Origin of the sequence: Thioalkalivibrio sp. XN8 (assembly GCF_011058255.1) — a bacterium.
In the GTDB taxonomy this organism is placed as follows: domain Bacteria; phylum Pseudomonadota; class Gammaproteobacteria; order Steroidobacterales; family XN24; genus XN24.
Genome location: NZ_JAALFH010000067.1, coordinates 407,871 through 434,231, shown reverse-complemented (window position 1 = coordinate 434,231; position 26,361 = coordinate 407,871). Strand labels below are relative to the sequence as shown.

Annotated in this window: 23 protein-coding genes and 1 tRNA gene; 7 read left to right on the top strand and 17 right to left on the bottom strand. The window is 67.1% G+C overall.

Features of this window, described 5'->3' with window-relative positions:
• Positions 1-149 precede the first annotated feature (149 nt).
• A complete protein-coding gene (locus G6N75_RS14205; RefSeq protein WP_165349008.1) occupies positions 150-1,529 on the top strand; it encodes a TIGR00366 family protein in 1,380 nt (459 codons plus the stop codon).
• A 39-nt stretch (positions 1,530-1,568) separates the two neighbouring features.
• Here G6N75_RS14205 and G6N75_RS14200 read toward each other — a convergent pair whose 3' ends face one another.
• Complete coding sequence (locus tag G6N75_RS14200; protein WP_165349007.1) at positions 1,569-2,027, bottom strand: hypothetical protein; 459 nt, start codon at positions 2,025-2,027, stop codon at positions 1,569-1,571.
• 57 nt (positions 2,028-2,084) lie between these two features.
• Positions 2,085-3,635, bottom strand: a complete 1,551-nt coding sequence (locus tag G6N75_RS14195) for an AbgT family transporter (protein WP_165349006.1) — start codon at positions 3,633-3,635, stop codon at positions 2,085-2,087.
• Between the two features lie 146 nt (positions 3,636-3,781).
• Between G6N75_RS14195 and G6N75_RS14190 the strand changes: the two genes are divergently transcribed.
• Both G6N75_RS14190 and G6N75_RS14185 read left to right on the top strand, forming a co-directional pair.
• A complete protein-coding gene (locus G6N75_RS14190; protein WP_165349005.1) occupies positions 3,782-4,324 on the top strand; it encodes a superoxide dismutase family protein in 543 nt (180 codons plus the stop codon).
• A gap of 101 nt (positions 4,325-4,425) precedes the next feature.
• Positions 4,426-4,887, top strand: coding sequence for a hypothetical protein (locus G6N75_RS14185; protein ID WP_165349004.1), 462 nt, complete (start codon positions 4,426-4,428; stop codon positions 4,885-4,887).
• Between the two features lie 12 nt (positions 4,888-4,899).
• Here G6N75_RS14185 and G6N75_RS14180 read toward each other — a convergent pair whose 3' ends face one another.
• A complete protein-coding gene (locus G6N75_RS14180) occupies positions 4,900-5,937 on the bottom strand; it encodes a putative sulfate exporter family transporter (RefSeq protein WP_165349003.1) in 1,038 nt (345 codons plus the stop codon).
• Positions 5,938-6,155: 218 nt separating this feature from the next.
• On the opposite strand from G6N75_RS14180, the gene G6N75_RS14175 reads away from it, so the two are divergent.
• On the top strand, positions 6,156-6,584 hold the full coding sequence (locus G6N75_RS14175) for a universal stress protein (protein WP_165349002.1): 429 nt from the start codon (positions 6,156-6,158) through the stop codon (positions 6,582-6,584).
• An 18-nt stretch (positions 6,585-6,602) separates the two neighbouring features.
• On the top strand, positions 6,603-8,267 hold the full coding sequence (locus G6N75_RS14170; RefSeq protein ID WP_165349001.1) for a BCCT family transporter: 1,665 nt from the start codon (positions 6,603-6,605) through the stop codon (positions 8,265-8,267).
• A gap of 39 nt (positions 8,268-8,306) precedes the next feature.
• Here G6N75_RS14170 and G6N75_RS14165 read toward each other — a convergent pair whose 3' ends face one another.
• The 5 genes from G6N75_RS14165 to G6N75_RS14145 form a co-directional block, all read right to left on the bottom strand.
• Positions 8,307-9,014 (bottom strand): 3'-5' exonuclease, encoded by a 708-nt coding sequence (locus G6N75_RS14165; protein WP_165349000.1) that lies wholly within the window; start codon positions 9,012-9,014, stop codon positions 8,307-8,309.
• A 22-nt stretch (positions 9,015-9,036) separates the two neighbouring features.
• Positions 9,037-10,941, bottom strand: a complete 1,905-nt coding sequence (locus tag G6N75_RS14160; RefSeq protein WP_165348999.1) for a DUF294 nucleotidyltransferase-like domain-containing protein — start codon at positions 10,939-10,941, stop codon at positions 9,037-9,039.
• Between the two features lie 123 nt (positions 10,942-11,064).
• On the bottom strand, positions 11,065-14,988 hold the full coding sequence (locus G6N75_RS15165) for an EAL domain-containing protein (RefSeq protein WP_165348998.1): 3,924 nt from the start codon (positions 14,986-14,988) through the stop codon (positions 11,065-11,067).
• Complete coding sequence (locus tag G6N75_RS14150; protein WP_165348997.1) at positions 14,985-17,714, bottom strand: hybrid sensor histidine kinase/response regulator; 2,730 nt, start codon at positions 17,712-17,714, stop codon at positions 14,985-14,987. The genes G6N75_RS15165 and G6N75_RS14150 overlap by 4 nt, the downstream gene beginning before the upstream one ends.
• A gap of 1 nt (position 17,715) precedes the next feature.
• Positions 17,716-18,879, bottom strand: coding sequence for a spermidine/putrescine ABC transporter substrate-binding protein (locus G6N75_RS14145; RefSeq protein ID WP_165348996.1), 1,164 nt, complete (start codon positions 18,877-18,879; stop codon positions 17,716-17,718).
• Positions 18,880-19,050: 171 nt separating this feature from the next.
• On the opposite strand from G6N75_RS14145, the gene G6N75_RS14140 reads away from it, so the two are divergent.
• Positions 19,051-19,404, top strand: a complete 354-nt coding sequence (locus G6N75_RS14140; protein ID WP_165348995.1) for a hypothetical protein — start codon at positions 19,051-19,053, stop codon at positions 19,402-19,404.
• 1 nt (position 19,405) lies between these two features.
• Here G6N75_RS14140 and G6N75_RS14135 read toward each other — a convergent pair whose 3' ends face one another.
• The gene (locus tag G6N75_RS14135) at positions 19,406-19,738 is read right to left on the bottom strand and encodes a hypothetical protein (RefSeq protein ID WP_165348994.1); all 333 of its coding nucleotides are present in this window, start codon (positions 19,736-19,738) and stop codon (positions 19,406-19,408) included.
• A 517-nt stretch (positions 19,739-20,255) separates the two neighbouring features.
• On the opposite strand from G6N75_RS14135, the gene G6N75_RS14130 reads away from it, so the two are divergent.
• The gene (locus G6N75_RS14130; RefSeq protein WP_165348993.1) at positions 20,256-20,483 is read left to right on the top strand and encodes a hypothetical protein; all 228 of its coding nucleotides are present in this window, start codon (positions 20,256-20,258) and stop codon (positions 20,481-20,483) included.
• A 435-nt stretch (positions 20,484-20,918) separates the two neighbouring features.
• On the opposite strand, the gene G6N75_RS14120 is transcribed toward G6N75_RS14130, so the two are convergent.
• The 8 genes from G6N75_RS14120 to infC all read right to left on the bottom strand — a co-directional run bounded on the left by G6N75_RS14120 (position 20,919) and on the right by infC (position 26,358).
• Positions 20,919-20,995: transfer RNA gene (locus tag G6N75_RS14120), tRNA-Pro, on the bottom strand.
• A gap of 79 nt (positions 20,996-21,074) precedes the next feature.
• A complete protein-coding gene (locus tag G6N75_RS14115; RefSeq protein ID WP_165348992.1) occupies positions 21,075-21,434 on the bottom strand; it encodes a MerR family transcriptional regulator in 360 nt (119 codons plus the stop codon).
• Positions 21,415-21,714 (bottom strand): integration host factor subunit alpha, encoded by a 300-nt coding sequence (gene ihfA / locus G6N75_RS14110; RefSeq protein WP_165348991.1) that lies wholly within the window; start codon positions 21,712-21,714, stop codon positions 21,415-21,417. Before ihfA ends, G6N75_RS14115 begins: the two co-directional genes overlap by 20 nt.
• 1 nt (position 21,715) lies before the next feature.
• A complete protein-coding gene (pheT, locus tag G6N75_RS14105) occupies positions 21,716-24,088 on the bottom strand; it encodes a phenylalanine--tRNA ligase subunit beta (RefSeq protein WP_165348990.1) in 2,373 nt (790 codons plus the stop codon).
• Positions 24,085-25,080 (bottom strand): phenylalanine--tRNA ligase subunit alpha, encoded by a 996-nt coding sequence (gene pheS, locus G6N75_RS14100; RefSeq protein WP_165348989.1) that lies wholly within the window; start codon positions 25,078-25,080, stop codon positions 24,085-24,087. Before pheS ends, pheT begins: the two co-directional genes overlap by 4 nt.
• Positions 25,081-25,186: 106 nt before the next feature.
• Positions 25,187-25,546, bottom strand: a complete 360-nt coding sequence (rplT, locus tag G6N75_RS14095) for a 50S ribosomal protein L20 (RefSeq protein WP_165348988.1) — start codon at positions 25,544-25,546, stop codon at positions 25,187-25,189.
• Between the two features lie 11 nt (positions 25,547-25,557).
• Positions 25,558-25,755: a 50S ribosomal protein L35 gene (rpmI, locus tag G6N75_RS14090; protein WP_165348987.1), complete on the bottom strand. Its 198-nt coding sequence runs from the start codon at positions 25,753-25,755 to the stop codon at positions 25,558-25,560.
• Between the two features lie 84 nt (positions 25,756-25,839).
• Positions 25,840-26,358, bottom strand: coding sequence for a translation initiation factor IF-3 (gene infC, locus G6N75_RS14085; protein WP_165349185.1), 519 nt, complete (start codon positions 26,356-26,358; stop codon positions 25,840-25,842).
• Between the last annotated feature and the right edge of the window lie 3 nt (positions 26,359-26,361).

Here is a 26,361-nt window from a genome sequence, read left to right as displayed (position 1 = left end):
GGCGGCAGTATAGCCGCGTCGGCCGCGTCGTGCGGCCCCCGCAGCGGGTCAGCCGGGACCCCGCCGCCGTCGCCGCGCCGGCGGCGTTGCCTTGGGACCGCGAATAAGTCAGCATCTGCCGCCGATTACGCGATCCCCGAGGAAACCAGATGCCGCGCAGTATCCGCGTTCCGCATACCCTGGTCCTGCTGTTCGGCATGATGGTGCTGGCCCTGGTTGCAACCTGGCTGCTGCCGGCCGGCCAGTTCCAGACCGCGACTAACGAGGCCGGGCGGGAAGTCGTGGTCCCCGGGACCTTTGCCGTCATTCCCGACGCGCGTCCGCTGATGCCCTGGGAGTTGCTCACCGTCGTCCCGCGTGCACTCGCGGACGCCCAGGACATCATTTTCTTCGTGCTCATCGTCGGCGGCGCCATCAGCGTGCTGCGCGCCACCGGGACCATCGACGCCCTGCTGGGCGCCGTGCTGCGCCGGGTGGGCGGCCGTCCCGGGCTGCTGATCGCGACCGGCATGGCGGTGTTCGCCGCCGGCTCCGCAACGCTCGGCGTGGCGGAAGAGTACATCCCGTTGACGCTGGTGCTGATCGCGCTGTGCGTCGCCATGCGCATGGACACGGTCACGGCGATCGGCATCATGGTCTGCGGTTATGGCATCGGCTACGGCGTGGCGGCGCTGAACCCCTTTACGGTGCTGGTGGCGCAGAACGTCGCCGGCCTGCCGCCCGCGTCCGGGCTCGGCTTTCGCCTGGCGCTGTTCCTGCCTTTCCTGGCAATCGGGGTCCACCATGTCTGGTCCTATGCACGGCGGGTGCAGGCGGATCCGGCCAACAGTCTCGTCCACGACATCGAGACTGCCCAGCACGCCGCGGTCGAACTGCCCGCGGGCCTGGATGCCCGGCACAAGCTGGTCGCGGTCCTGACGCTGGCGACACTTGCGCTCATGGTCTACGGCATTGCAGTGCCCAAGTGGTACATCCTCGAGCTGAGTGCCATCTTCCTCGGCCTGGCCCTGGTTGCGGGCCTGGTCGGGGGTCTCGGTGCCGACGGCACCGCCCGCCGCTTCGCTGAGGGCGCAGCCGAGCTGGCCGGCACCGCGCTGCTGATCGGCTTCGCCCGCTCGATCGCGCTGATCCTCGAGGACGGGCAGGTCCTGCACACCATCGTCAACGCCCTCGCCGCCCCTCTGCAGCTGCTCGGCGCCGAATTCGCCGCGATCGGCATGCTGCTGATCCAGACGGTGATCAACGTCTTCATCCCGTCGGGCTCGGGCCAGGCCTATGTGACCATGCCGCTGATGGCGCCCATCGGCGACCTGGTCGGCGTCACGCGGCAAACCGCGGTGCTGGCTTTCCAGTTCGGCGACGGCTTCGCCAACATGATCGTGCCGACCAACCCGGTCCTGATGGGCATCCTCGGCATCGCCGGGATTCCCTACGACCGCTGGCTGCGGTTCGTCCTGCCGCTGCTGCTGAAGCTGATGCTGGCCGGCTCGGTGACGCTGGTCGTTGCCGTGATGATCGGCTGGCAGTAGGCAGGTTGCCGCGGATGCACTAAATCCCTGAGGGCGGGCTCAGGGGGCGCACAGGCTCTCGTCGGGTTCCGCTTCGCAGTCCACCACCCGCAGCTGCCGGTTTTCGTCCTTGCGCGCCGCGTAACGCCATGGGCTGGCCCCGGTTGCGGGGTCAATCGCCCGGCGCGCTTCCGCCATGCTGGTGGCGCCCGCCAGGACACCGGTGGGGATGCGGCTGTCGGCAGGGTAGAAATAGGCCGTCGTCACATGCCCCGCGCTATGCATCAGCTGCCCCGCGTAATCGTAGACCTCTGCCTTGCCGATCGCGGGATTGAAGCCGATGGTGAACACGCGATCCATGGAGGCGTCCCGGTAGTAACCGGCGTGCCAGAAATCCAGTTCCTCGGGATTGGAACCGTCGATCATCGACTTGCCGAGCAGCGCGATGGCTGCCGTGGCGACGATCACGGCGATGGTCCCGAGCGTGAACGAGGCCGTTCGCGACAGTCCTCCAAGCATGTTTCACAGTCTCCTTGCAGAGTGAATCGGATCTGGCTCCTGCGTATGCCGGGCCGCTCAGAAGCCCAGCGGAATGCCGACGACGAAAAAGGCCACCAGCAACGCTGTCCACACCACCAGGAACACCACGGAATACGGCAGCATGATCAGCAGCATGTCGCCGAAGCCCAGTCCCGGCCGGTACTTGCGCATGAAAGAAAGGATGACGCCCGAATACACCATCATGGGGGTGATGATGTTGGTCGCCGAGTCCGCAACGCGGAAGGCTGCGGCGACCAGGTCCGGCGTCATCGCCGGATTCACGAAATACAGCATGGGCACGAAGATCGGGCCGAGCAGCATCCATTTCGAAGTCAGCCCGCCGATGAACAGGTTGATCAAGGCTGTCGTAAGGACGAAGCCGATCAGCAGCAGCACCGGGAATTCCTGCAGGCCCAAGCCCACCAGCGCCTCGGCGCCAAGGTAGGTGATGTAGGAACCGAGCCCGCTGTAGCGCAGCAGGCCGAGGAAGTTGTAGCTGAAGAAGGTGAGCACCAGGATGTAGCCCATGGTGTTCATCTGCTTCACCATCGCCTTGACCACGTCCGCGACGCCGCGGAAGTTGCCCGAGGCGTAGCCGAAGAACACCCCCTCGATGATGAAGAACAGCGAGATCAGCAGGATGATGTTGTTGAGGAACGGCAGCACTTCCTGGCCGGACTCGTCGGTGTAAGCGCCGAGCGGACCGAGGATAAGTCCGCCAATGGCTGCGGCGGCGACCAGGAGCCCCCAGCCGGCGGCCTTGAGCCCGCGCCGCTCGGCCTCCCCCACCTCGAACTCGCCCGGGTTGATGTCGGGCGGCACCTCGAAGGGCGCATGCTCGAGCTTGGGCTCGACGAAACGCCGGGTAACCCAGGCGCCGGTAAACGCCAGCACCACGGTCGAGGTCGCGATGAACCAGTAGTGCATGGTCGCCGGGCGCAGCGGGGCACCATCGGCAGTGGTGAACGGGATGCCCTGCGACTCGGCGAAGACCTGGGCGTTCATGCCGATGATCACGTCGATCGGCGTGCCTGGAATCAGGTTGGCGCTGAAGCCGGCGGAGACGCCGGCGAAGGCGGCCGCCATGCCGATGAGCGGGTTCTTGCCGAGTCCGGCGTACAACAGCCCTGCCAGCGGGATGAGCACCAGGTAGCCGGCGTCGGTCGCCACCGAACTGGTGATGCCGAGAAACATCAACAGCAGCGGCAGCCATTGCTGCGGAATGTGGGTGCCGGCCCGCTTGATCAGCGCCGCGAACAGGCCCGAGTTCTCGGCCACGCCGATCGCGAGCATCACTACCATGATCACGGCGAGGACGCCGTTGCCGAAGGCCAGCCAGTTCTGCAGCAGCGCGTTGTCGAAGATCCAGCGCACATGCTCCGCCTGGTACATGGGCAGGATCTGGTAGCCGACCGGCTCGCCGCCGGCGCCGATGGTCTCGAAGGTATGGCCGCCCAGCAGGATCGTGGCGAGAAAAGCCAAGGGATAGAAGGCCATGAAGATGATCACAGGATCCGGGATCTTGTGGCCGACACGCTCGACGAATTGCGTGAAGGACTGTCCCCTGCTCGGCTGCTGCTGGCTCATTTCCACTCCCCGGTCCCGGCACGGCCAGCGCCGGAGTATAAGCGGATGCGGGCGGCGGGCGAATCCCCGGTTATTGTCAAGCGGCCGCGGAAAGGATTAGCCTGTAACAGTTTCTGCTAAACCAATAACAGCGCGAGGATGCGACTATGAGGAGATTCACCAGGTTTTCACTACTGGCTTTGGGTGCCACCTTCGCCATGGCCGCCGGCGCTGACAATCACGGCGTCAAGGAGGCCACCGCGGCGTTCATCGACAAGGAGAGCAAGTCGGTTGGCACCGCCTCGCTCACCGAGGGCCCGAACGGGGTCGCCATTTACCTGGACCTGAACGGGCTGCCGCCGGGGCCCAAGGCCATTCACATCCATAGCGTCGGTACCTGCGAGGATCCGGACGCCGGCTTCGTCGCCTCCAAGGGGCATCTCAACCCCGACGGCAAGGAACATGGCCTGATGAACCCCAAGGGCCCGGACGCCGGCGACCTGCCGAACCTGATCGTCCTCGATGACGGCAGCGTGAAGGTCGAGATGTTCACGCCGCTGGCCTCGCTCGGCGGCGCCGAAGGCAGGGCGACCATCCTCGACGAGGACGGCGCGGCGCTGGTCATCCATATCAACCGCGACGATCACATCACGCAGCCGATCGGCGGCGCGGGCCCGCGGATCGCCTGCGGCGTCATCAAGGCCAAGTGACGGGACGGGGCCCCGGGGTCCCCCTGCGAACGCTCGTCGCTCTGGCAGCGGCGAGCGTTCTTCTTTGCGGCTGTGCACGGCAGCCCGAGCCGCTGCTGGCCATGGGCCCGGAGGGCATCGGTCCGCTCCGCCTCGACCGCGACTACCAGGAAACCGTGGCCGCCACGATGGCTGCGGCGCCGGAAACCGCTTTCGCCGGCCTGGGGTGCAACGGGCTGGACGAGGTGCGCTTCAGCGCCCGGCTCGCCGACCTGCCGGTGAGCGCCATGGGGATGGCTATCGCCGGCCGGATCGCCGAGATCGAGGTCACGCTCGATGCTCCGTTGCAGGCCACCGGCGAGGCGGCCTGCATCGCCCTGCGGGACAGGTTCGGCGCGCCCTTCATCGCCCACTACGGCCCGCCTGGCGGAGCACGCGCCGAGCACAAGCCGGTTTCACGCGAACACCTGGTCGAGACCGGCCCGGTCGTGCTTGTCGCCCGCTGGTTCCCTACCGGCAACAGCTGCTACGTCAGCGCCCACTACGGTTACCAGGCCACTGCCGGCGTGCCCGGCGCCTGGTAGGCGGTCGGGGCATCAGGCGAGCAGCCGCACCAGGCCGAGCGCGACCGCGCCCATACCGAGCGCCGTCAACAAGGCGATCAGTGCCGGCCTGGGGCCCAGCGCCCGCAGCGCGGCGAGGCGAATCTGCATGCCGATGGCGGCCATCGCCATGGCGAAAAGGAAAGCGCTGGCGTCGCCACCCAGGCTGATGACCCATTGCCACCAGGGGGCGTCGGGCACCAGCCAGTCACCGGTGCTGCGCAGGGCGGCAAAGCCGATGAAACCCAGCACGAAGAGCGGGAAGTGCGTTTCGGCGCCGTCTCGCTTTTCGCCCCGCAGGCCCCACCAGACGATCCAGGGAATCACGATCATCATGGTCAGGTTGCGCAGCAGCTTGGTGACGGTGGCCGCGGCCACGGTCTCGCCGGCGCCGAAAGTCTGCTCGTGCAGGACTGCCGCCGCGGTCACCTGGGCCGTGTCGTGCACCGCCGCCCCGAGCACCAGCCCGACCAGCCGCGCGTCGCCGAGCCAGGCCTGCAGGAGCCAGGGATACAGGATCGTCGCGGCCAGGCCGAACAGTGCCACGCAGGCCAGCGCGTAGGCTGTCTCTTCCGGCCTGGGCCTGAGCGCCGGGGCCGTGGCCGCAATCGCCGAAGCGCCGCAGATGGCAGACCCAACGGCCACCAGCGCCGTCAGCTTGCGGCCGACACCCAGCATGCGGCCAAGCCACAGGGCGAGGCCCAGCCCCGTGACCAGTGCGCCGAGCACCAGCGGCAGTGCCTGCAATCCCAGTACGCCCAGCTGCGCCAGCGACAGCCGCAGCCCGATCAGCATGACGGCAAACTTGAGCAGCGGGCCCGCTGCCAGTTGCAGGCCGGGCGCCCACGAAGGCCGGGTCCGCGCCGCGCCCGCGCAGGCCAGGCCGAGCACGATGGCCACGAGCACCGGACTCAGCGGGACGCCGGCGAATGCCGGCAGCAGCGCCAGGATGCCCGGCACCAGCGTTGCCACCGTTGCCAGGGCGGTCACGACGGCCAGTCCGGCGAAGGCATCTGTGCTGTGGCTGGCCACCGTGAGAATGCTCCTCGTGGGACGGTGTGCGTGAACGAATGGCTGCATTATCGGCCCCGGATGCCCCCGCAGGCCAGCGTGGCAAGCCGGCGATTCGCAGTCGCGCGCCAAGGATGTTAGGGTGAAAAGGCGCAGCCCAATCTCTCGCGTGCCGTCGCGCGCGTCCCCTGCGCCGCCAAATCTTCAAGCAAAAAAAAGCCAAAGGGAGGTACACGGGCATGTACAGCAAGATCATGGTTCCCGTTGACCTGGCTCACCTGGATGCGCTCGAGCGCTCGCTCCAGGTCGCAGCCGACATGGCGCGGCACTACGATGCAGAAGTCTGTTACGTCAGCGTCACCGCCAACACGCCGGGCCCGGTAGCCCGGACCCCGGCGGAGTACGAGCAGAAGCTCGCCGCGTTCGCCGCTGAGCAGGCCCGCCGCCATGGCCAGCCTGCCAGCTCCCGCGTGCTCGTCAGCCACGATCCGACGGCGGACCTGGAGCAGATCCTGGTCAAGACCGCCGATGAGATCGGCGCTGACCTGGTGCTGATGGCTACCCACCTGCCCCACAAGGTAGACGCCATCATGCCCTCGCATGGCGACAAGGTCGCCAAGCACTCCGACGTTTCCGTGTTCCTCGTGCGGCCGCCGCACAACAGTTAAAAAAAGGAGGTTGGCCCCGTGGAGAAAAACGACCACAAGGGAGCACCCGAACCGACCGAGGTCAGCGAAGGCGTACCCGCGCCCGAGGGCGAGTCCACGCTGATCGATACCGATTACGTAATCGGCCAGGACAACTACACTGCGTCGCCGCTCGGCATCACGCTTGACATTCACGGCAAGGTATTCGCGATCTCGGCCTTTGTCACGCTGTTCTTCGTGATTCTCACCCTGGCCCTGCAGAACGAGGTCGAGCCGCTGTTCGGCGCCATGCGGAACTGGCTCACTGGGAACCTCGCCTGGTTTTTCATCCTCGCCGGCAACATCTTCGTGGTGTTGTGCCTGGGGCTCATCTTCTCCCCGCTGGGCAAGGTGCGCATCGGCGGCACCGAGGCCACGCCGGACTTCTCTTACGTCGGCTGGTTCTCGATGCTGTTCGCCGCGGGCATGGGCATCGGCCTGATGTTCTACGGCGTCTCGGAGCCCATGTCGCATTTCGAGTCCGCACTGGCAGGCGTCACCATGGAGAACGGTGTCCGTACCGACTGGGCGCCCCTGGGCGCCGCCGCCGGGGACACCGAAGCGGCGCGCCGGCTCGGCATGGCTGCCACGATCTTCCATTGGGGCCTGCATCCCTGGGCCATTTACGCGGTGGTCGCGCTGGCGCTCGCCTTGTTTTCTTTCAACAAGGGGCTCCCGCTGACGATCCGCTCCATCTTCTATCCCATCCTGGGCGAGCGGGTGTGGGGCTGGCCGGGCCACGTCATCGATATGCTGGCCGTGTTCGCCACGCTGTTCGGGCTGGCGACCTCGCTGGGTATCGGCGCTTCGCAGGCGGCGGCCGGGCTGGGCTACCTGTTCGGGCTCCCCGGGGGCAACGTCACCATGGTGCTGCTGATTCTCGGCATCACCCTGGTCGCCACCCTGTCGATCGTGGCCGGCGTCGACAAGGGCGTGAAGAGGCTGTCCGAAGTCAACATGGTGCTGGCGTTCGTGCTGCTGCTGTTCGTGCTCATTGTCGGCCCGACGCTGGCTATCCTCAGCGGGTTCTTCGGGAACCTGTGGGCCTATGTCGCCAACCTGCCTGCGCTGTCCAATCCCTTCGGCCGGGAGGACGCGAACTTCAGCCAGGGCTGGACGGCCTTCTACTGGGCCTGGTGGATCAGCTGGTCGCCCTTCGTCGGCATGTTCATCGCCCGGGTCAGCCGCGGGCGCACGGTGCGGGAGTTCCTCATTGCCGTCCTGCTCGTGCCCTCGTTGGTCTCGGTGCTGTGGATGACGGCCTTCGGCGGCACCGCCATCGACCAGTTCATCAGTTACGGTTTCGAGGGTGTGAAGGAAGCCGCCCTGGAGGTCAAGCTGTTCGTGATGCTGAGCGAGTTGCCGCTCACCCAGATCACCTCCTTCGTCGGCATCGTGCTGGTGATCGTGTTCTTCATCACCTCCTCGGACTCCGGGTCCCTGGTGATCGACACCATCACCGCCGGCGGCAAGGTGGATGCGCCCAAGGCACAGCGCGTGTTCTGGGCCTTCATCGAGGGCGGCATCGCCGTCGCCCTGCTGCTGGGTGGCGGGCTGGTTGCGCTGCAGGCGATGGCGGTCTCCACCGGGCTGCCGTTCACGATCGTGCTGCTGGTGGGCTGCTACGCCATCATCAAGGGATTGATGAGCGAGCCACGGGGGTGAAGGCGGCGGGGGCGGCCGCGGCGCCGCCCCCTGTTCGCCCTAGCACCACAAGGCCTCGACCGGCGTATCCGGGCTGAACCGCGCCGCCACCTGGGCCTGGAGCAGCTCGGCCGTGGCGAGCGCGTCGAGCGCCGCATGGTGCGGCTGGTAGGCCGGAAGGCCGTAGCGCAGCCGGCTCTCATGCAGGCGGATCGACACCGGCCGGCGTCCCAGCCAGTGTCGCAACCGCGCCCCCAGCGACTGGCGGTACCAGCGGGCCTCCAGTTGCATGGTGTCGATGACCGGGAACTCGATGCCCTCGTCCAGGCGAAAGCGCAGCGCCGAATCGAGGAAGGCGCGCTCGATGGGATAGTAGTGCACGACCGGCAGTCGCCCCGCGAGCGCGTCGAGAACGTCTCCCAGCACCTCGCCGAGATCCGGGGCCGCGGCCAGGTCGGAGTGCGTGATGTGGTGCAGCGTCACCGAGAGCGCCTGCAGGGGAAAGCGCGGACGCACGATCCAGTGGCGGCGTTGCGAGAACCGGATTCGGCCCAGGTCGAAGGGCACGATGCCGATACTGACGATGGAATGGCGCCGCGGGTCCATCCCGGTGGTCTCGAGGTCCAGCGCCGCCAGCGGCACGTCCCGCAGCGGCGTGCTCCCTGGCAGCTGCCAGGCTTCGTAGAAGCGCCGCAGCCGCGGATCCCGCGCTGCAGCTGCCTGGCGTTGCATGCGGGCGAGCCAGTCGGGGGATTGCGCGGCGCTCATCCTGTCGGCGGGCCGGCCGGCATCAGCTCCGCCGGGCCGGGATCGGGTAGCGGAACTGGAGGAACTTCTGGGCGTCGCTGAGCAGCTGGAAGGCGTCTTTCAGGTTATGCCGCTCGGCGGGTGAAATGTTCTCCGGCTCGATGCTGTTGGTCGGCGGGTGGTCGCGCTGGAGGTCGATGGCCTGGTGACGGATGCGCAGCATGGAGATCAACTCCAGCGCATAGCGAATGCGGTCGCTGACGCCGCTGGGCAACAGGTCGGTGCGGGCGATATCGTTGAGCCGGTCGAAGGAGTTCTGGGCGGTGGAGCCGCAGGCCAGCGCGTGGACCCGGATCAGGTCCGTCATGGGCGCGGTGCCGCGACGCTTCACATTGATGGTGTTGTTCTGCTTGCCGTCCTTCTCCATCACGAAATTGCGGAAGAAGCCGAGCGGCGGCGTGCGGTTGCCCGCGTTGCGGGCCATCGCCGCGAGGAACAGCGGGCTGCGCGGTGCGCGCTCGGCCACCAGGTCCTGCAGCGCCACGACGAAAGCCTCCTCGCCGCTCACGCTGTCGAGGTCGAAGAAGATCGAGCTGTGGAGCAGTCGCTCGGGGGTCGGCTGGCCGATCCAGTCGATGAAGTACTCGCGCCAGACGCGCAACGGCTGGCGCCATTCCCGGTTGGTGGCCATGATCCCGCCCGTGCAATAGCTGTAGCCACAGGCCGCGAGGCCGTCGCTCACGAACTGGCCCAGGGCGGCGAAGTACTCGTCATGCCGGGCCGGATCGAAGCTGTCGTCCAGCACCAGCGCATTGTCCTGGTCGGTCACGATGGTCTGCTCGTTGCGTGCCATCGAGCCGAGCGCCATGAAGCAGTACGGCACCGGCGGCGGACCCAGCTCCGCCTCGCCGAGCTCCAGCAGGCGGCGGGTGAAGCTGCGGCCGATGGTGGACAGGGCACTGCCGATCACCTGGGAATCAGCGCCTTCCTCCACCATGCGGACAAAGGCCTCACGCACGTCCGGCAGCAGCCGGGCCAGCGCCTGCGGGCTGCCCTGGCTGAAAATGCGCTCCACCAGGTACAGGCTGGTGTGGGTCTGGTGGCGGATGATGTCGGAAATATGCAGCACGCCCACCGGCGTGCGGCGGTGGAGCACCGGCAGGTGCTGCAGGTTGTTCCGCAGCATGCACAGCATCGCTTCCTGCAGGGTTTCGTCGGACTGGATGGTGGTCGGCGGTCCCTGCACGATCTCGCTCACCGGAGTCTCCGGCGGCTTGCCCTCGGCCACCACCCGGCTGCGAAAATCGGCGTCCGTGAGCACGCCAAGCAGGCAGGCCTGCGTGCCCTCCGGCGCAGTCACGGCATAGCGGGGATTGCCATCTTCTTCACCAAGCACCAGCACCGAGGTAGCGTGGCTGGCGGTCATGCGGGTGGCGGCGTCCCGGACGGTGACACTCGCGTCGACCATCACGGGCGGCCGGCTGATCAGCTTGCGGACGCGCGTGGTCGCCAGTCCCGCGTCGCCGCCCCGCTTCTCGACCGCTGACTGTAGCCGCGGCCGGTCGAGTTCCACGAAGTCGGCGAACTGTTCGTCCTCGGTCCCCAGGCGCCGGAATATCTCGTCGGGCACGAGGTAGACCAGCGTGTCTTCGATGGCCTTGACCGGGAAGTGGACCCGATGATTCCGGAGCAGGCTGAAATGCCCGAAAATGTCGCCCTCTTCGAGGCGGTTGAGCAGGGCCCCGCCGCGCCGGTAGACCTCGACCGCGCCGCTGCGAATGTAATACAGCGCATCGATCGTCTGCTCGCGCTCGAGGATCTCGCTGCCGGCCTTGAAATAGGCGACGTCGACGCTCTCGGCGACCAGGTCGAGCAGCGCGTCCGTCAGGCCCTCGAACGGGGGAAAACGCGCCAGGTGCTGCCGGATTTCCAGTGCTTCGCTATCCAATTGCCTCGCCAGCGAGTGAAGCCGGACTAGGTGCAGTTTGGTAGCCATGGCCTTGGCTGTAAAGCCGAGGCGCCTTCCGGGAGCTATGATCGGGCCGGCTCACCGTGCTGACGGCCAGGCGTTTCAGCGCAAGCCGAGTGCCGTGAGGGTCGATTCCGTGGAGCCGCTGTCGCCGCGGCCCGGGACCAGCCCCTGGTCCTCGGCGCGGGCGCCGAAATTCCGGATCAGGTCGGGGATTTCCTCGGCGCCGACCGGCCGGCCGATGAAATAGCCCTGCAGCAGGTCGCAGGCCAGGGTGCGCAGGCAGCTCGCCTGGGCCACGGTCTCCACGCCCTCCGCCGTCACGCTGTAGCCGAGGTTCCGTGCCAGCGACACGATCGCCCGCACGATCGCCATGTTGTCGTGGTCGAACGGCAGCCCGCGGACGAAACTGCGGTCGACCTTGAGGTTGTCGAGTGGCAGTCGCTTCAGGTAGCTCAGGGAGGAGTAGCCGGTGCCGAAATCGTCCAGCGACAGGCGCAGCCCGATGCTGGTGAGCCGGTTGAGGGTGGCCAGCGTCGCGTCGGTGTCCTCCATCAAGGAACCTTCGGTCACCTCCAGCTCGAGCCGGTCGGCAGCCAGCCCCGAGTCGGCGAGAATGGCAGCGATGCGCTCGGACAGGGCCGGGTCGCGGAACTGCCGCGCCGACAGGTTGACCGCGACGCGGAGGTCCAGCCCCTGCGCGGTCCACCGCATGGCGTCCGCGCAGGCCGTTTTCATGACCCACTCACCGATCGGGACGATCAGGCCGTTCTCTTCGGCTGCGGGGATGAAATCCAGCGGGGGAATCAGGCCGCGCTCCGGGTGCTGCCAGCGCAACAGCGCTTCGACCGACTTGACGCGCCCGGTGGCAACGTCGAGCTGCGGCTGGTAGACCAGGAAGAACTCGTCCCGTTCGAGCGCGCGCCGCAGGCTGTTTTCCAGGTCGAGCCGCCGCAGCGCCCGTTCGGTCAGGGACGCGCTGTAGAACTGGCAGTTGTCGCGGCCCTGGTCCTTGGCGTGGTACATCGCAGTGTCGGCATGCTTGAGCAGGCTCGAGCTGTCCTCGCCGTCTTCCGGGAACACGGAGATCCCGATGCTGGCCGTCAGTACGACCTCGCGTCCTTCGAGCAGGAAGGGCCGGCGCATCTGTTCATGGATGCGGTGCGCCACGCCGAGCACGTCCTCCGCATCCTGGAGATTGGGAACCATCACCGTGAACTCGTCGCCGCCGAGCCGCGCCAGGGCGATCTCCTGTTCCGAGGAGTCGATCCTCGCGACCAGGTCCGCCGGCCGCACGCTGTGCCGGAGGCGGTCCGAAACCCACTGCAGCAGCAGGTCCCCCGTACCGTGGCCCATGGTGTCGTTGATGTTCTTGAAGCCGTCGAGATCAAGGAACAGCACCCCGAGTTTGCACCCGGCGCGCCGGGCCCGGTAGATCTCGCGCTCGAGCTGTTCACTGAAGGACAGGCGGTTCGGCAGGCCTGTCAGGGGGTCGAAGTACGCCAGCCGGTAGACCTTCTGCTCCGCCTCCCGGCGCGAGGTGACGTCGCGCGCCAGCACGACGAAACTGGCGGCTTCCGGCTCCGCGCCTTCCTTGCGCGAGGCAGACAGCTCGAACCAGCGGGGACCCTGCATGGTCTCGAGCTCGGCAATCATCCCCAGCGAGGCGCCCTGCTCGCGGGCTTCCTGCAGGGCGGCCTTGAAGGTTGCGGCCGCCTCCTCGTGGAACACTTCTGCCAGCGTCTTGCCGACCGCGCCGTGCAGGGTCAGCCCGGTCGCCTCCGGCACGTGGAGATCCATGATCCGGTCGGACGCGGCCACTTCGAGCAGCAGGTCGGGGATCGCCCCGAGCGTGTCGCGGAGCTTGTTGGTGGCCTCCACCATGGCGAGTTCGTGCCGTTTCCGGTCGGTGACGTCCTGGACCGTGCCGATGCCGGCCACCGGGTTGCCCGCCGCGTCGCGCGTGATCTGCGCGCGCTCGGCCACCCAGCGCACCTCGTGCTCGACGGAGATCCGGTGCTCGATGAAGAGATCCCCGTGTTCGAGGGCGGCCCGCCAGGCGCTTTCGACCGCCTCCCGGTCTTGCGGGTGGACCAGGGCCATGATGCGGGCGTAGTTCATCGGCGTGCCGCGCGCCAGGCCGAAGATCCGGTAAGTCTCGTCCGACCAGTGCAGCTCGTCCGTGGCCAGGTCGTACAGCCAGCTGCCGAGGTGGGCCACCGCCTGGGCCTGCTGCAGCAGGCGCTCGCTGTCGCGCACGGCCTGCTCCGCCCGGCGGCGCGTTTCGACATTGACCAGGAGGCCCGCCAACAGCCCCAGCAATTCGCTCTCGTCGGCGCCATAGTCCACGTGCTCGTGCACCGCGTCGAAGCCGACGAAGCCGAGGCATTCCTCCTCGTAGACCATCGGGAACGTGATCAGGCTCTTGATGTCCTGCGGCTCCAGCATGCCGCGCAGGTCGCCGGGAGGTAGCCCCGTGACGTCGGGGATGACCATCGGCTGCCCGCTGCGATGCGTTTCGACCATCTCCCGGACCGTCTCGAGAGGCAGTTGCTGCAGGTTGTCGATCTGGCTCGAGACCCCCGGTCCGCACCATTCGTGCGTGTTGCTGGTCGTCCCCGCGGCGAAGTCGTAGCTGAAGATATACGCGCGATCGGCCCGAAAGAACTCGGCCATCCGGCCGAGCGCCTGGTCGATCGAGTCGTCGATCTCGTGCGGCCGGGTACGGATGAATCCCGAGGAGAGCTCGAGGATCATCTGGCGATAGTCGGCGAGCCGCATCGCCGCCGCCTCGGCGTCGGACCGCATGATCTCCGTCCCGACGGGGCCGGCGAAAATGTCGAGCAGCCGCCCTACCAGCAGGGGGCGATCCAGCCGGCGCCGGCCCACGGCCACCAGGATGCCGATCGGCGCATTGTTCTTGTCGAACAGCGGCACGCCCGCATAGGACTCGAGCCCGAGCTCCTGTAGCAGGTCGTCGGCTGGAAAGTGCGCCTGGATGTCGCTGGGATGGACCTGGTGGCCGCGCGTAAACACGTCGGCGCAGGGGGTCCCGGCAAGCTCGTACACGAACGGCTCGAGCGGGCCGTCGGCTTGCCAGCCTGCGATCACCTGGACGCTGAGGCGCTCGGGATCGAGTCGCCCCACGAAGGCGACATCGAGGTTCAACTCCTCGACCAGGCAGCGACTGACCGCAGCGTGGAACGATTCGCCCGACAGGGCCGCCAGCCTCGTCGCCAGGGCCTCGAGAGCGCTGCGTACCAGGTGCTGGTCGGTGATGTCCTGCACCGTGCCCACGACGCCCGGCATGTTCCTGTCCAGGTCGCCTCTCGGCGCAGCCTCCTGGCGCAGGTATTTCACGCGTCCGCCTGGAAACTGGAGGCGGTAGGTGATGCCGGCGCCGCCGCTCTCGCCGCCGTCGCGGTCGAGGAAGGCGGCGCGCACGCCGGCCCGGTCTGCGGGGTCGACCCGCTCCAGCAACTGGTCCAGCGGCAGTTCGGTTTCGTCTGCAGGAAGCTCGAAAATTGCGAGCATCGCCCCGGAACAGCTCACCTTGCCGACCACCGGATCGAGCTCCCAGCTGCCGATCCGGGCGATCCGTTGCGCCTCTTCCAGCTGGCGCTCGTTTCGCCAGAGATCCTGGAGCAGCTCCCGGCCGCGCAGCAGGTAGCGCAGGCGGTGGCCGATCAGGCCCCAGTTGATAGGCTTGGAGATGAAGTCCGTTGCGCCCAGGTCGAAGGCCTGCTCGACGACGCTGACGTCGTCATGCCCGGTGACCATGACGATCGGCAACTCCTCCCCGGTTTCGGTCCTGAGCAGGCGGCAGACTTCGAAGCCGTTTCGCCCGGGCATCTCCACGTCCAGCAGCACCAGGTCGTAGTCGTCCTCGCGAAACCTGGCCAGCGCGTCGTCGCCGTCCACTGCGAGCCCGACTTCGAAGCCGCTGCGCTCCAGTGCCGCGCCCATCAGGACGCGCGCGGTAGCGTCGTCGTCGGCATACAGCACGCGCATGCTCGGGTTCTTCATGCGGCCTCCGGCAACCAGCCGCGCAAGGCCGCGCAGACCATCGTGTTTTCGTTCTCGACCAGCTGCAGCATGCCCCGGGCCTCGGCCGCGTTGCCCTCACGAGCGGTCGTCTCCAGCCTGGCCGCGAGCTCCGCAAGGCGCCGCGCTCCCACGTTGGCCGCGCCGGACTTCAGCTTGTGGGCATGCTGCCGCACCGCGTTCAGGTCGGGCGTCCCGATGGCGCTGCGCATATCCTGGATGATCGTGCCCGCCGTCTCGAGGTAGGCCTGGATCAGGCGCGCAGCCAACGCGCCCTCGCCGCTGGCGTCCAGCTCCTCGTACTGGCGGAGCACCGCGGTATCGATGAACTCATTGTGGGGGTTCGACTCCGCCGCGGAATCCCGGGCCGAATCCGCGTCTTCGACCCGGGGCGCGACCCACTGGCGCAGCACGCCCTCGAGCTGCGCCCGCGTGAACGGCTTCGCCAGGTAGTCGTCCATCCCGGCCGCCAGGCAACGCTCCCGGTCTCCTGCGAGCGCGTTCGCAGTCAATGCCACGATCGGCACGCGCCGGCCGGCTGCCTCAGTCTCGGCCCGGATCGCCGAGGTCGCCTCGAAGCCATCCAGCACCGGCATTTGCAAGTCCATCAGGATCAGGTCAAAGTCCCGCCCGGTTGCCAGCGCCACCGCCTGTTCGCCGCTTCGCGCCACCGTCACCCTCATCCCCAGCCGGTCCAGCATCGCGCAGGCCAGCGTCTCGTTGACCAGGTTGTCCTCGGCCAGCAGCACCCGCCCGCGCGCACCAGCCGCCCCGGCGAAGCTATTCCGCTCGACCGGCGGTTCGAGGACGGGCATCGGCGGCAGCTCGTCCGCGGCTCGCTCGGCCTCCTCGGCCACAGGGGGTGCCGCAGTCTCGAATTCCAGCTCCAGCCAGAAATTGGACCCGATGGCGGTCTTGCTTTCGACGCCGATCCTGCCGCCCATCAGCTCCACTAACTGGCGGCAAATGGCGAGTCCGAGGCCGGTGCCGCCGAACCGGCGGGTAGTCGAGCTGTCGGCTTGCCGGAAGGGCTCGAAAATCCGGGCCAGCGAATCCCGTGGAATCCCGATGCCCGTGTCCCGGACATTGATCCAGGCGGTCCAGCGGCCATCGCCCGTCGGCGCCATGACGCATTCGATGCGGACCTCGCCGGAGGCGGTGAACTTGATGGCGTTCCCGACCAGGTTCATGAGCAGCTGCCGCAGCCTGAAGGGATCGCCCTTCACCCACAGCGGCGCGGCGAGGCTCGGCTGCCTGAAGCGCAGTTCGAGCCCCTTGACCTGGGCCTGGGCGCGGAACATCTCGACCGTCTCGCCGATGAACCGCGCCAGGTCGATCCCGGACTGCTCCAGCTCGATCCGGCCGGACTCGCCCCGCGAGAAGTCGAGGATGTCGTTGATCAGCTCCAGCAGGTGCTGCCCGGAATGCCGGACCAGCTCGACCTGGCGCCGCCGGGTGGCGTCGAGTTCGGAGTCCAGCAGCAGCTCGGTCATCCCGAGCACGCCGTTCATTGGCGTCCGGATCTCGTGGCTCATCCTGGCCAGGAACTCGGACTTGGCCTGGTTGGCGACCTCGGCGGCGTCCTTGGCCCGCTCCAACGCCTCTTTCTGCTCGATGATCTCCTGTTCGCGCTGGCGCAGGCGGGCGGCCATCTCGTTGAAGGCCGCGCCGACCCGACTGATCTCCCCGGCATCCTCCAGCGAGATGCGATGCGCGAGATCGCCCCGGCCGATGCGCCGGGCGCCGTCCTCCAGGCGCTTGATCGGGCTCACGAAATGCTGGTCGAGCAGCCGCGAACCGACCCCGATCACCAGCATCCCGAAGAACAGGCCCAGGGATGCCATCATCACCAGGGCCTGGCGGCTCGCCTGGTAGACCTTGTGCAACGGCACCTCGGTCACGGCCAACCAGGGGGTTCCCGGTACCGGGATCATGGTGCCCAGCACCGTGTTGCCGTCGAAATCCTGGTACAAGCCGGCCCAGGACCCGGAAACCTCACCGATCCGCGCATGCAACCGGTCCGCGACGTGGGTCTGGCGCCGGACGACCGTCGAATCGGCGTGGGCGATCACGCGCCCGTTCTGGTTCACCAGGTAGCCGACGCCGGACTCACCCAGCTGGATGCCGGCGATGACCTCGGACAGTCCCTCCATGCGGACCCGCCCGGCCACTACCGTGCCACTCGCCGCCGGCACTGCGATGATCAGGTAGGGCTCTTCGTTCGCCGATACCTGCACGTCGCTGATGTAGCGTTCGCCACCCCGCGCGGCCATGAACCAGTTCGATTGCCTGATCGTGAACAGCCCGGCCAGGCCGCGTTCCTCGGTCGGCGCATGGGCGAGAATCCGGCCGGACGGGCTGAGGTAGACGACCTCGTGCAAGGCGGGCTGGGTCCGGACCAGCTCATCGATCTCGGCCGAACTGCCCCTGGCGCCGGCATGCCCGATCGAATCGAGCACCTTCAGCAGGTCCTGCTGCCGCTCGAGGAAGCCGTCCACCGTCGCGGCCACGCGCTGGGTCGCCTCGCGCTGGCGGCCCTCCCAGGCATCGCGCTCGGCCTTGCTCACCAGCACGATGATCGCGCCAGCGCCGCCCGCCAGCAGCGCCAGCATGGCGATGCTGAAAACGCCCAGCAACTGGTGCCGGAGGCTCTGCCGCCAGAAGCGGGGCCAGAGTCGGCCTGCCTGTCGGGCCAGTCCCTGGCGCATGCTAGGGTCCGGCCCCCGCCTGCTGGCCCGCCGCGAGATAGGCCGACCAGATCTGCTCGTGCAGCTCCCGCGTGCGGGAGCTGGCGGGCGCATGCACTTCGGCGTTCGCGACCTTGGACGCGGGCGGCACGATCAGCGGGTCGCCGAGAATCTCGGGCAGGATGTACGGATAGGCGCTGTCGTTCGCAGTCGGGTAATAGTGCTCGTTGACTACCTGGGCGCTGATCTCCGGCCGCAGCATGAAATCGATGAACGCCTCCGCCAGCGCCTTGCGCCCGGAGCTGGCGGGAATGACGAAGTTGTCGATCCACTGGATGCTGCCCTCCTCGGGCAGCACGAACGCGACCTCGAGACCCTCTTCCCGCGCCCGCAGGGCGTCAGCCGACCAGCCGAACATGAGCACGGCCTCGCCGCTGGCCAGGGCTTCCATGGCGATGTCCGGCGAGTAGCCGGAAGTCATCGCGCTGGCGCGCAGCTGCAGCAGTTTCTGCAGCGCCTGCTCGAGCTGTTCGGGCGAGTCCGTGTTGATCGAGTAGCCGAGGGACCGGAGGGTGATGCCGATGAGGATGTCCCGGTCGTCCCAGGCCAGCACCCGGCCTGCGAACGCCGGGTCCCACAGGTCTTGCCACGCCAGCACCGGCCGGTCGACCAGGTCCGTGCGCACGATCAGCCCGGCCAGGCCCCAGTTGTAGGTGACGCTGTGGCGATTCCCCGGATCGAACGCCAGGTCCCGGAAATTGGCCGAGACATGACGGAAGTTGGGGACCTTGCGGTAGTCGATTTCCGCGAGCAGTCCATCGGCGGCAAGGCCGGGGACATACGGGCCGTCGATGACCGCGATGTCGTACTCCCGCCCGGCACGCAGGCGCTCGACGGCCTCCTCCGTGCTCTCGTAGCTTTCGTAGATCAGCTCGACGCCGAACTCGGCCTCGAAGGCCTCGATGACGGAAGGCGGCAGGTCGTCGGCCCAGCTCAAGAACACCAGTCGCTCGCGCGCCGGCCCGGCGTGGCCGGCGGCATCGGGCGCCGAGGAGCCGCAGCCCGCGACCACCACCAGGCTCGCGCAGGCGAGTGCGGCCGGCACCGCCCGCCGCCACGCTGCGCCCGCGGCCCTGCGGCCCCGGGCCAGAGGCACCGGCGCGCCCGCGGTTTCTCCCTCGGTCATCCGCTCTCGTCTCCTCGACCCCGCCCAGCGATGCAGGATGCCGCCGGGGGCGACGACGAACACCCTTCTCGCTATGTCGGCGGACGGCGGGAAGTCTTTAGCGCGTAGAATAAGGTTATGCAGCTGCTGCCAGCAGATACGGGAGCGCCCATGACCAGTCGATTCCCAGTCTTGCGCGACGTGATCGTGTTCCAGTTCAAACTGTTCGTCGACGGGCTGCGGGACCTGCTGATCAGTCCGGTTTCGCTGCTGGCGGCCCTGGTCGACCTGCTGGTGCCGGGCGACGACGGCGGCAGGCGGTTCTATGCGGTAGTCCGGTATGGCCGCCGCACCGAAATGTGGATCAACCTGTTCGGGGCGGCGGGGCCGGAGAAACCGGCCGCAGAAACCAAGGGCATGGACGTGATCCTGCAGGACCTCGAGGAAATGGTCCGGGATCCGGCCCGCCGGGAAGAGGCTCGCGCCCGCGCGCAGGAATTGCTCGAGCGGCTTCGCCATGCGAGCGGGCCGACGGGGCAATCATAAATCACTCAGCCGGATCGGGCTCGGTTCCGCCAGAGGTACTGCCTGCCTTGTCTACGGCCGGTTTGTGGTCACATTCCTGGTAGCATTTTTTCAGGATGGACTCGCAGCGCTTTTTGCATTTCGACTTGGCTCTTTGTTCTACCCAGTTGCAGCTCTTGATGCAGCAGTTGTGCTCGGTAAGGCACCTCTGAGCACAATCCGTCTCCTCATCGACAACGCAATCATCAAGATAATCCAAGGTTGCCGGCGGCGTCTCGGATGCAAGTGTCTGGCTTGCATGACCACCCAGAACCAGTGCGACAACGATGAGTAATGTTTTGCCACCGCTTTTCATGTCAGCTGTCCTGTTGGCGCCCATATAAAACAATCTAGGACAGCCCGACTGGAATTCCATACGGACTTGACTGCCTTCGCGGCCTGGCTTCGCCTCTGGGGGCGAATCAGAGGATTCGAACCTCAGGCCCCCGCACCCCATGCAAGTCCGGGCCAGGAAAGACAGAGAATGTGCAAGAATTCGGCTTTTACTTAACTTACTCTTTCTCTTGCATTTTTTTGCATTTTCTCATGGGCCCTTGGGCCAGCTCAGGAACCTCTCGGCAACGACGAAATATACGCGGCGGGTATCTTGGGTATCGCCGCCGCCAAATGGCAGGTGCCGAGAACCTTGCCAGGCTTAGCGACCGAGATCGGGCACTTGAGCTCACGAGTCTTGCCCTGGAAAATCCCATGAGCACTGGCGCGCCGTGAGGTCAGCATAGACGGTCTCCTCGACAAAGCATTCGGTATGGCTTGGCGCCTGCTAGACTTTGAAGGCAAGTTCGGAGTCATTTGAATCCTCGGGAGGAAATCACATGAACAAGATTCTGACCGCATCCTTCGACACCGAAGAGGCCCTGAAAGCCGCGCAGTATGATCTCACCACCGCGACCATAGCCGGGTTTCCGCGGGAAAAGATTCTGGCCGATAAGGAGAGAAAAGAGATCAAGGTCATGACCACCGGGGCGACAGAAACCCAGGTCCGGAAAATCCTTCAGGACCACGACCCCAAAGACCTCAGGGAATCAGAGTTCAAGGGGTGATCTGGGCCTGATCCGGTGGTCCTGGCGCTGAGCGACTTCATCCAAGTCCTGCAGCAAAATGGGACCAACTTCTCGGCCGGAAGAGCTTCCTTTTCTGCGACGCTGTCGCCGGGGGCCATATCCGTGCCAACCTCTGCAGCCTGATCGGGACCCGCAGGCGCGTTCAATCAACGCCACCCAAGAAGAAAGCCACCCCGGACGCTAATCCGAGGTGGCTTCGTGTTCGGAGGCTAGCTAGGCTGCTTCCTGCGCCGGGCCTGGCCCATACCGGCCAGGCCGAGGTCGAGAAGCGCGAGGGTGCCGGGTTCGGGGGCGCTTGCGGATTTTGCCCTGATAATGATGCTGCCGACATCACCGCCGCGATCAACGTTTGTACCGAATTCGCAGCAGTAAAGCCCAGATGCGCGCTTTATGCTTGATATTCCGGAAGTTAGATGGTCGGGGCGAGAGGATTTGAACCTCCGACCCCCTGCACCCCATGCAGGTGCGCTACCAGGCTGCGCCACGCCCCGACCGAGAGAGAAGACGGCCATTCGCCGTGAGGAGGGCGGCATCATACCCGATGGCGCCGCCGGGACAAACTGCCGCGGCCTATTTGCTCCGCAGGATCTTGAGGATTTCCTCGAGCTCCGTGCGGATCTGCCGCACGATCTGCACGCTCTGGGTGAGGTCTTCCTTCGCGTCGTCGCCCGTCAGTCGCTGGCGGGCCCCGCCGATGGTGAAGCCCTCCTCGTACAACAGGCTGCGGATCTGGCGGATCAGGAGCACGTCCCGGCGCTGGTAGTAGCGGCGGTTGCCACGTCGCTTGACCGGCTTCAGCTGCGGGAATTCCTGCTCCCAGTAACGCAGCACGTGCGGCTTGACACCGCAGAGCTCGCTGACTTCGCCGATGGTGAAGTAACGTTTCCCGGGGATAACCGGGAGTTCGTCGTTATTCCCCGGTTCCAGCATAGGCTTCCACCCGCGTCTTGAGCTTCTGGCCCGGGCGGAACGTCACTACCCGCCGCGCCGTGATGGGGATTTCCTCGCCGGTCTTGGGATTGCGGCCGGGCCGGCGGTTCTTGTCTCTCAGGTCGAAGTTGCCGAAGCCCGACAGCTTGACCTGTTCCCCGTTTGCCAGGGCAGTCCGCAGTTCCTCGAAGAACATTTCGACGAGTTCCCGCGCCTCGCGCTTGTTCAGGCCCATGTCCTGGAACAACGCTTCCGCCATTTCCGCCTTCGTCAGCGCCATATCAGTCTCTTATCCTGGCCCCAAACTCAGACTCCAGTCGCGCCATCACGGACGCCACGACTGCGTCTGCCTCATCGTCGGTAAGAGTGCGCGAAGAATCCTGTAAAATCAAGCCAAAAGCCACACTTTTTAGACTCGAATCTATCCGCTCGCCCTGGTACACGTCGAAAACCCGGGATTCTGTTAAAAGCGCCCCGCCGGCGGCCTTGACCGCCGTCCAGAGTGCCTCCGCCGAGACGCTCCTGTCCACCAGTACGGCGAGGTCGCGACGGATGGCAGGAAACCGGGATAGCCCGGAGAAGACCGGCAGTTCCGCGGCCAGGCTGAGTCCCTGGTCCACTTCCCAGAGCAACGGCGCCAGTTCGAGGTCCAGCTCCCGTACCAGGCGTGGGTGCAGGGCGCCCACCCAGCCCACGGCCCGGCCGTCCCGGCAGATTCTCGCCGCCTGGCCGGGATGCAGGGCGGGATGCTCGGCGGCCTCAAAGGTGAATTCCGCCCCCGTCAGCCCCAGCAGCGCCTCGACGTCGCCCTTGGCGTCGTGGAAATCGACCCGGACGCCCGGAACGCCCCACTGCTCCGGAAAGCGGCGCCCGGCTACCAGACCACCGATGACGTTTAACTGTTCTAATTCATTGCCTTGCAGGACAAACCTCAATCCCTGCTCAAATATCTTGATGTGCTCCTGCCGGCGGCTGAGATTGCGCTTCAGGGCATGCACGAGACCCGGCCACAGCGACACCCGCATGACCCCGAGTTCCGAGGAGATCGGGTTGGCCAGCGGGAGGGCTTCGGTGCCCGGGAACAGCCGCGCCTGCAGGGCCGGATCGACAAAGCTGTAGGTCACCACTTCCTGGTACCCCCGCGCAACGAGGACGTCGGCCAGCCTCGACGCCGGCACCCTGCCCTCGCTGGCTTCCCCCAGCACCGCCGCGCCTGCCCCCGCCATCTCGGGCAGCCGGTCGTAGCCGTAGATGCGGGCCACTTCCTCGATCAGGTCTACCTCGAGCGCGATATCGAAACGGTGCGAGGGCGGCGTCGCCAGCCAGCCGTCAGCAGTCGCTTCGGGCCGCATGCGGAGACCTTCCAGCACGCGCAGGACCTCGTCGTCCGGCACCGCGTGTCCCAGCAGGAGGGCGAGCCGGTCCCGGCGAAGCCGGACCGGCTTACGGGTCGGCAAGTGCGCCTCGCTCGCCCGTTCTATCACCGGGCCGGGCTCGCCGCCGGCGATCTCCAGCAGGAGGGCGGTGGCGCGTTCAATGGCGCGCCGCTGGTGCGCCGGGTCGACGCCCCGCTCGAACCGCTGCGACGCATCGGTGTGCAGGCCGAGCCGCCGCGCGCGCCCGGCGATCGCCAGCGGCGCGAAAAAAGCGACTTCGAAGAACACGTCGCGGGTCCCCTCGCGCACGCCAGAGTCTTCCCCGCCCATGATGCCGGCGACCGCCCGCGGCCCGCCGTGGTCGGCGATCACCAGCATGTCGTCGTCCAGGGCGACCTCGCGGCCATCGAGCAGCACGATCCGCTCGCCCGGCGCGGCGTGGCGGACGATGATCCCGTCACGCAGCGTGGCCAGGTCGAAGCCGTGCATGGGCTGGCCGAGCTCCAGCATGACGAGGTTGGTCACGTCGACGACCGGATGGATCGGCCGCAACCCGGCCCGGCGCAGCTTTTCCGTCATCCAGAGCGGCGTCGCAGCATCGGGCCGGATGCCGCGGATGACGCGTCCTACGAACCGCGGGCAGGCGTCGGGAGCGCGCACCTCGACCGGGAACGCATGCTCGCCCGTGGGCCGCACGGCGCCCAGCTCCGGTCCGGCCAGCGCCATCCCGTTCATCAGCGCGACTTCCCGCGCGATGCCGAGCATGCTGAAGCAGTCGCCCCGATTGGGCGTCAGGTCGACGTCGATCACGGCGTCGTCGAGTGCGAGCCAGGCCCGCAGGTCGGTCCCGACGGGCGCGTCGGCCGGCAGGTCCCACAGTCCCTCGTGGCTCTCGCCGAGACCCAGTTCGCGGACGGAGCACAGCATCCCCTGGCTCTCCACGCCGCGCAGCTTCGCCCGCCGGATCTTCATGTCGCCCGGCAGTTCGCCCCCGACCAGGGCGACGGGGGCCTTCATGCCGGCATAGACGTTCGGCGCGCCGCAGACGATGTTCAGCCGGTCGGCCCCGCCGATATCGACCTGGCAGACCTTCAGCTTGTCGGCGTCCGGATGCGGTTCGACCGCGGTCACGGCCCCGATCACCACTGACGCGAATGCCGGGGCCGCCGGGGTCACCGAGTCCACTTCCAGCCCGGCCATGGTCAGCTGGTGCACGAGGCCGTCGGTATCGACCGGCGGATCCACCCACTCCCGCAACCAGCGCTCGCTGAACTTCATCGCACGGCTCCCTGGTTGAACTGGCGCAGGAAACGCAGGTCGTGGTCGAAGAACAGCCGCAGGTCACGCACGCCGTAGCGCAGCATGGCGAGCCGCTCGACGCCCATGCCGAAGGCATAACCGGTGAATTCCTCGGGATCGATACCGCCGAACTCCAGCACCCGCGGATGCACCATGCCGCAGCCCAGCACCTCGAGCCAGCCGTCGCCCCATGCCACATCCACCTCGGCCGAGGGCTCGGTGAAGGGGAAGTACGACGGCCGGAAGCGCAGCCGGACCTTGCGCTCGAAGAAGCGCTCGAGAAACTCGTGCAGCACCGCCTTGAGGTGGGCGAAGCTGACGCCACGGTCGACCACCAGCCCCTCCACCTGGTGGAACATGGGCGAGTGGGTCTGGTCCGAGTCGCAGCGATAGACCCGGCCCGGCGCGATCAGGCGAAGCGGCGCGCCCTGGCGCCGCATCGAGCGGATCTGGACCGGCGAGGTGTGGGTGCGCAGCAGGCGTCCGTCGCCGAAATAGAAGGTGTCGTGCATCGCCCGCGCCGGATGATGCTCGGGGATGTTGAGGGCTTCGAAGTTGTGGAACTCGTCCTCGACCTCGGGCCCGGTGTGCACCTCGAAGCCGGCCTGGCGGAAAATGGTCTCCATGCGCCGCATGGTGCGGGTCACCGGGTGGAGCCCCCCGACGGCCTCGCCGCGGCCCGGCAGCGTGACATCGACCCGCTCGGCCTCGATCGCGGCGGCCTCGCGCCGGGCCGCAAGGTATTCCTTGCGTGCGTTCAGCGCCTCCTGCAGCGCCTGCTTGGCCTCGTTGATGACCTGCCCGGCCACGGGCCGCTCCTCGGCCGAAAGTCCGCCCAGGGACTTCAGCAGGCCCGTCAGCAGCCCCTTTTTGCCGAGATAGCGGACCCGGACTTCGTCCAGGCCGGCAAGGTCCTCGCAGGCCGCGATTTCCTCGCGGCCCTGTTCCAGCAGCTTTGCGGCGTCTTGCACGCTATTCCCCCTTGCAACGGAAAAGGGGAAAGGCCCCGCACGGCCTCTCCCCTTTGCGCCGTGGCCGCGCCCGGCGCGGCCTGAACGGATAGTCCTGAGCCGGGGCTCAGGCGGCGAGTGCGGCCTTGGCCTGGGCGGCGACTGCGCCAAAGGCCTCGGGCTCGTGCACCGCCATGTCCGCCAGGACCTTGCGGTCCAGCTCGATGCCGGCCTTCTTCAGGCCGTCGATCAGGCGGCTGTAGGACAGGCCGTGCACCCGCGCGCCGGCGTTGATGCGCACGATCCACAGCGCCCGGAAATCGCGCTTGCGCGCCTTCCGGTCACGATAGGCGTACTGCCCGGCCTTGGTCACCGACTGCTTGGCGACGCGGAAACTCTTGCGGCGCTGGCCGTAATGGCCCTTCGCCTTCTTCAGGATCTTCTTGTGCTTGGCACGGGCGATGACGCCACGCTTCACTCTAGCCACGGGTCACCTCCTCAGGCGTACGGGAGCATCTTGCGGACGGCCTTGACGTCGGCCTCGGCCACCATCTCGGTGGACCGCAGATGACGCTTCCGCTTGGTGCTCTTCTTGGTGAGGATATGGCTGGTGTGGGACTGGCCGCGCTTGAAGCCGCCGCCGCCCGTGGCACGGAACCGCTTCGCGGCCCCGCGATTGCTTTTCATCTTGGGCATGTCGTTCTCCGTTTTATGGCCTGGTCGGGCTCGAGTCCCTGCAGGCGTAGATGCGGCCTCCGGCTTCCGCCTTCGGCCCGCAGCTCACTTTTTCTTGGGCGTCAGCACCATGGTCATCTGGCGCCCTTCCATTTGCGGGAACTGCTCCACCGAGGCCAGCTCGGCGAGGTCGTCCCGCACCCTTTCGAGGAGCTTGGCGCCGAGGTCCTTGTGCGCCATCTCCCGGCCGCGGAACCGCAGGGTTACCTTGGCCTTGTCTCCCGCCGAGAGGAAGCGCACCAGGTTTCTCATCTTCACCTGGTAGTCACCCTCTTCCGTCCCCGGCCGGAACTTGACTTCCTTGACCTGGATCTGGCGCTGCTTCTTCTTCGCGACCTGGTTCTTCTTGTTCTGCTCGAAGACGAACTTGCCGTAGTCCATCACCTTGCAGACCGGGGGCTCCGCCGTGGGCGCCACCTCGACCAGGTCCAGCCCTTCGTCCGCTGCGAGACGCAGGGCGTCCTCGCGTTGCATGATGCCGAGCTGCTCGCCGTCCGAGCCGATAATCCTCAATTGCGGCGCGCCGATGTCCTCGTTGCGCCTGACACGTTTGGACGCCGTGATGCG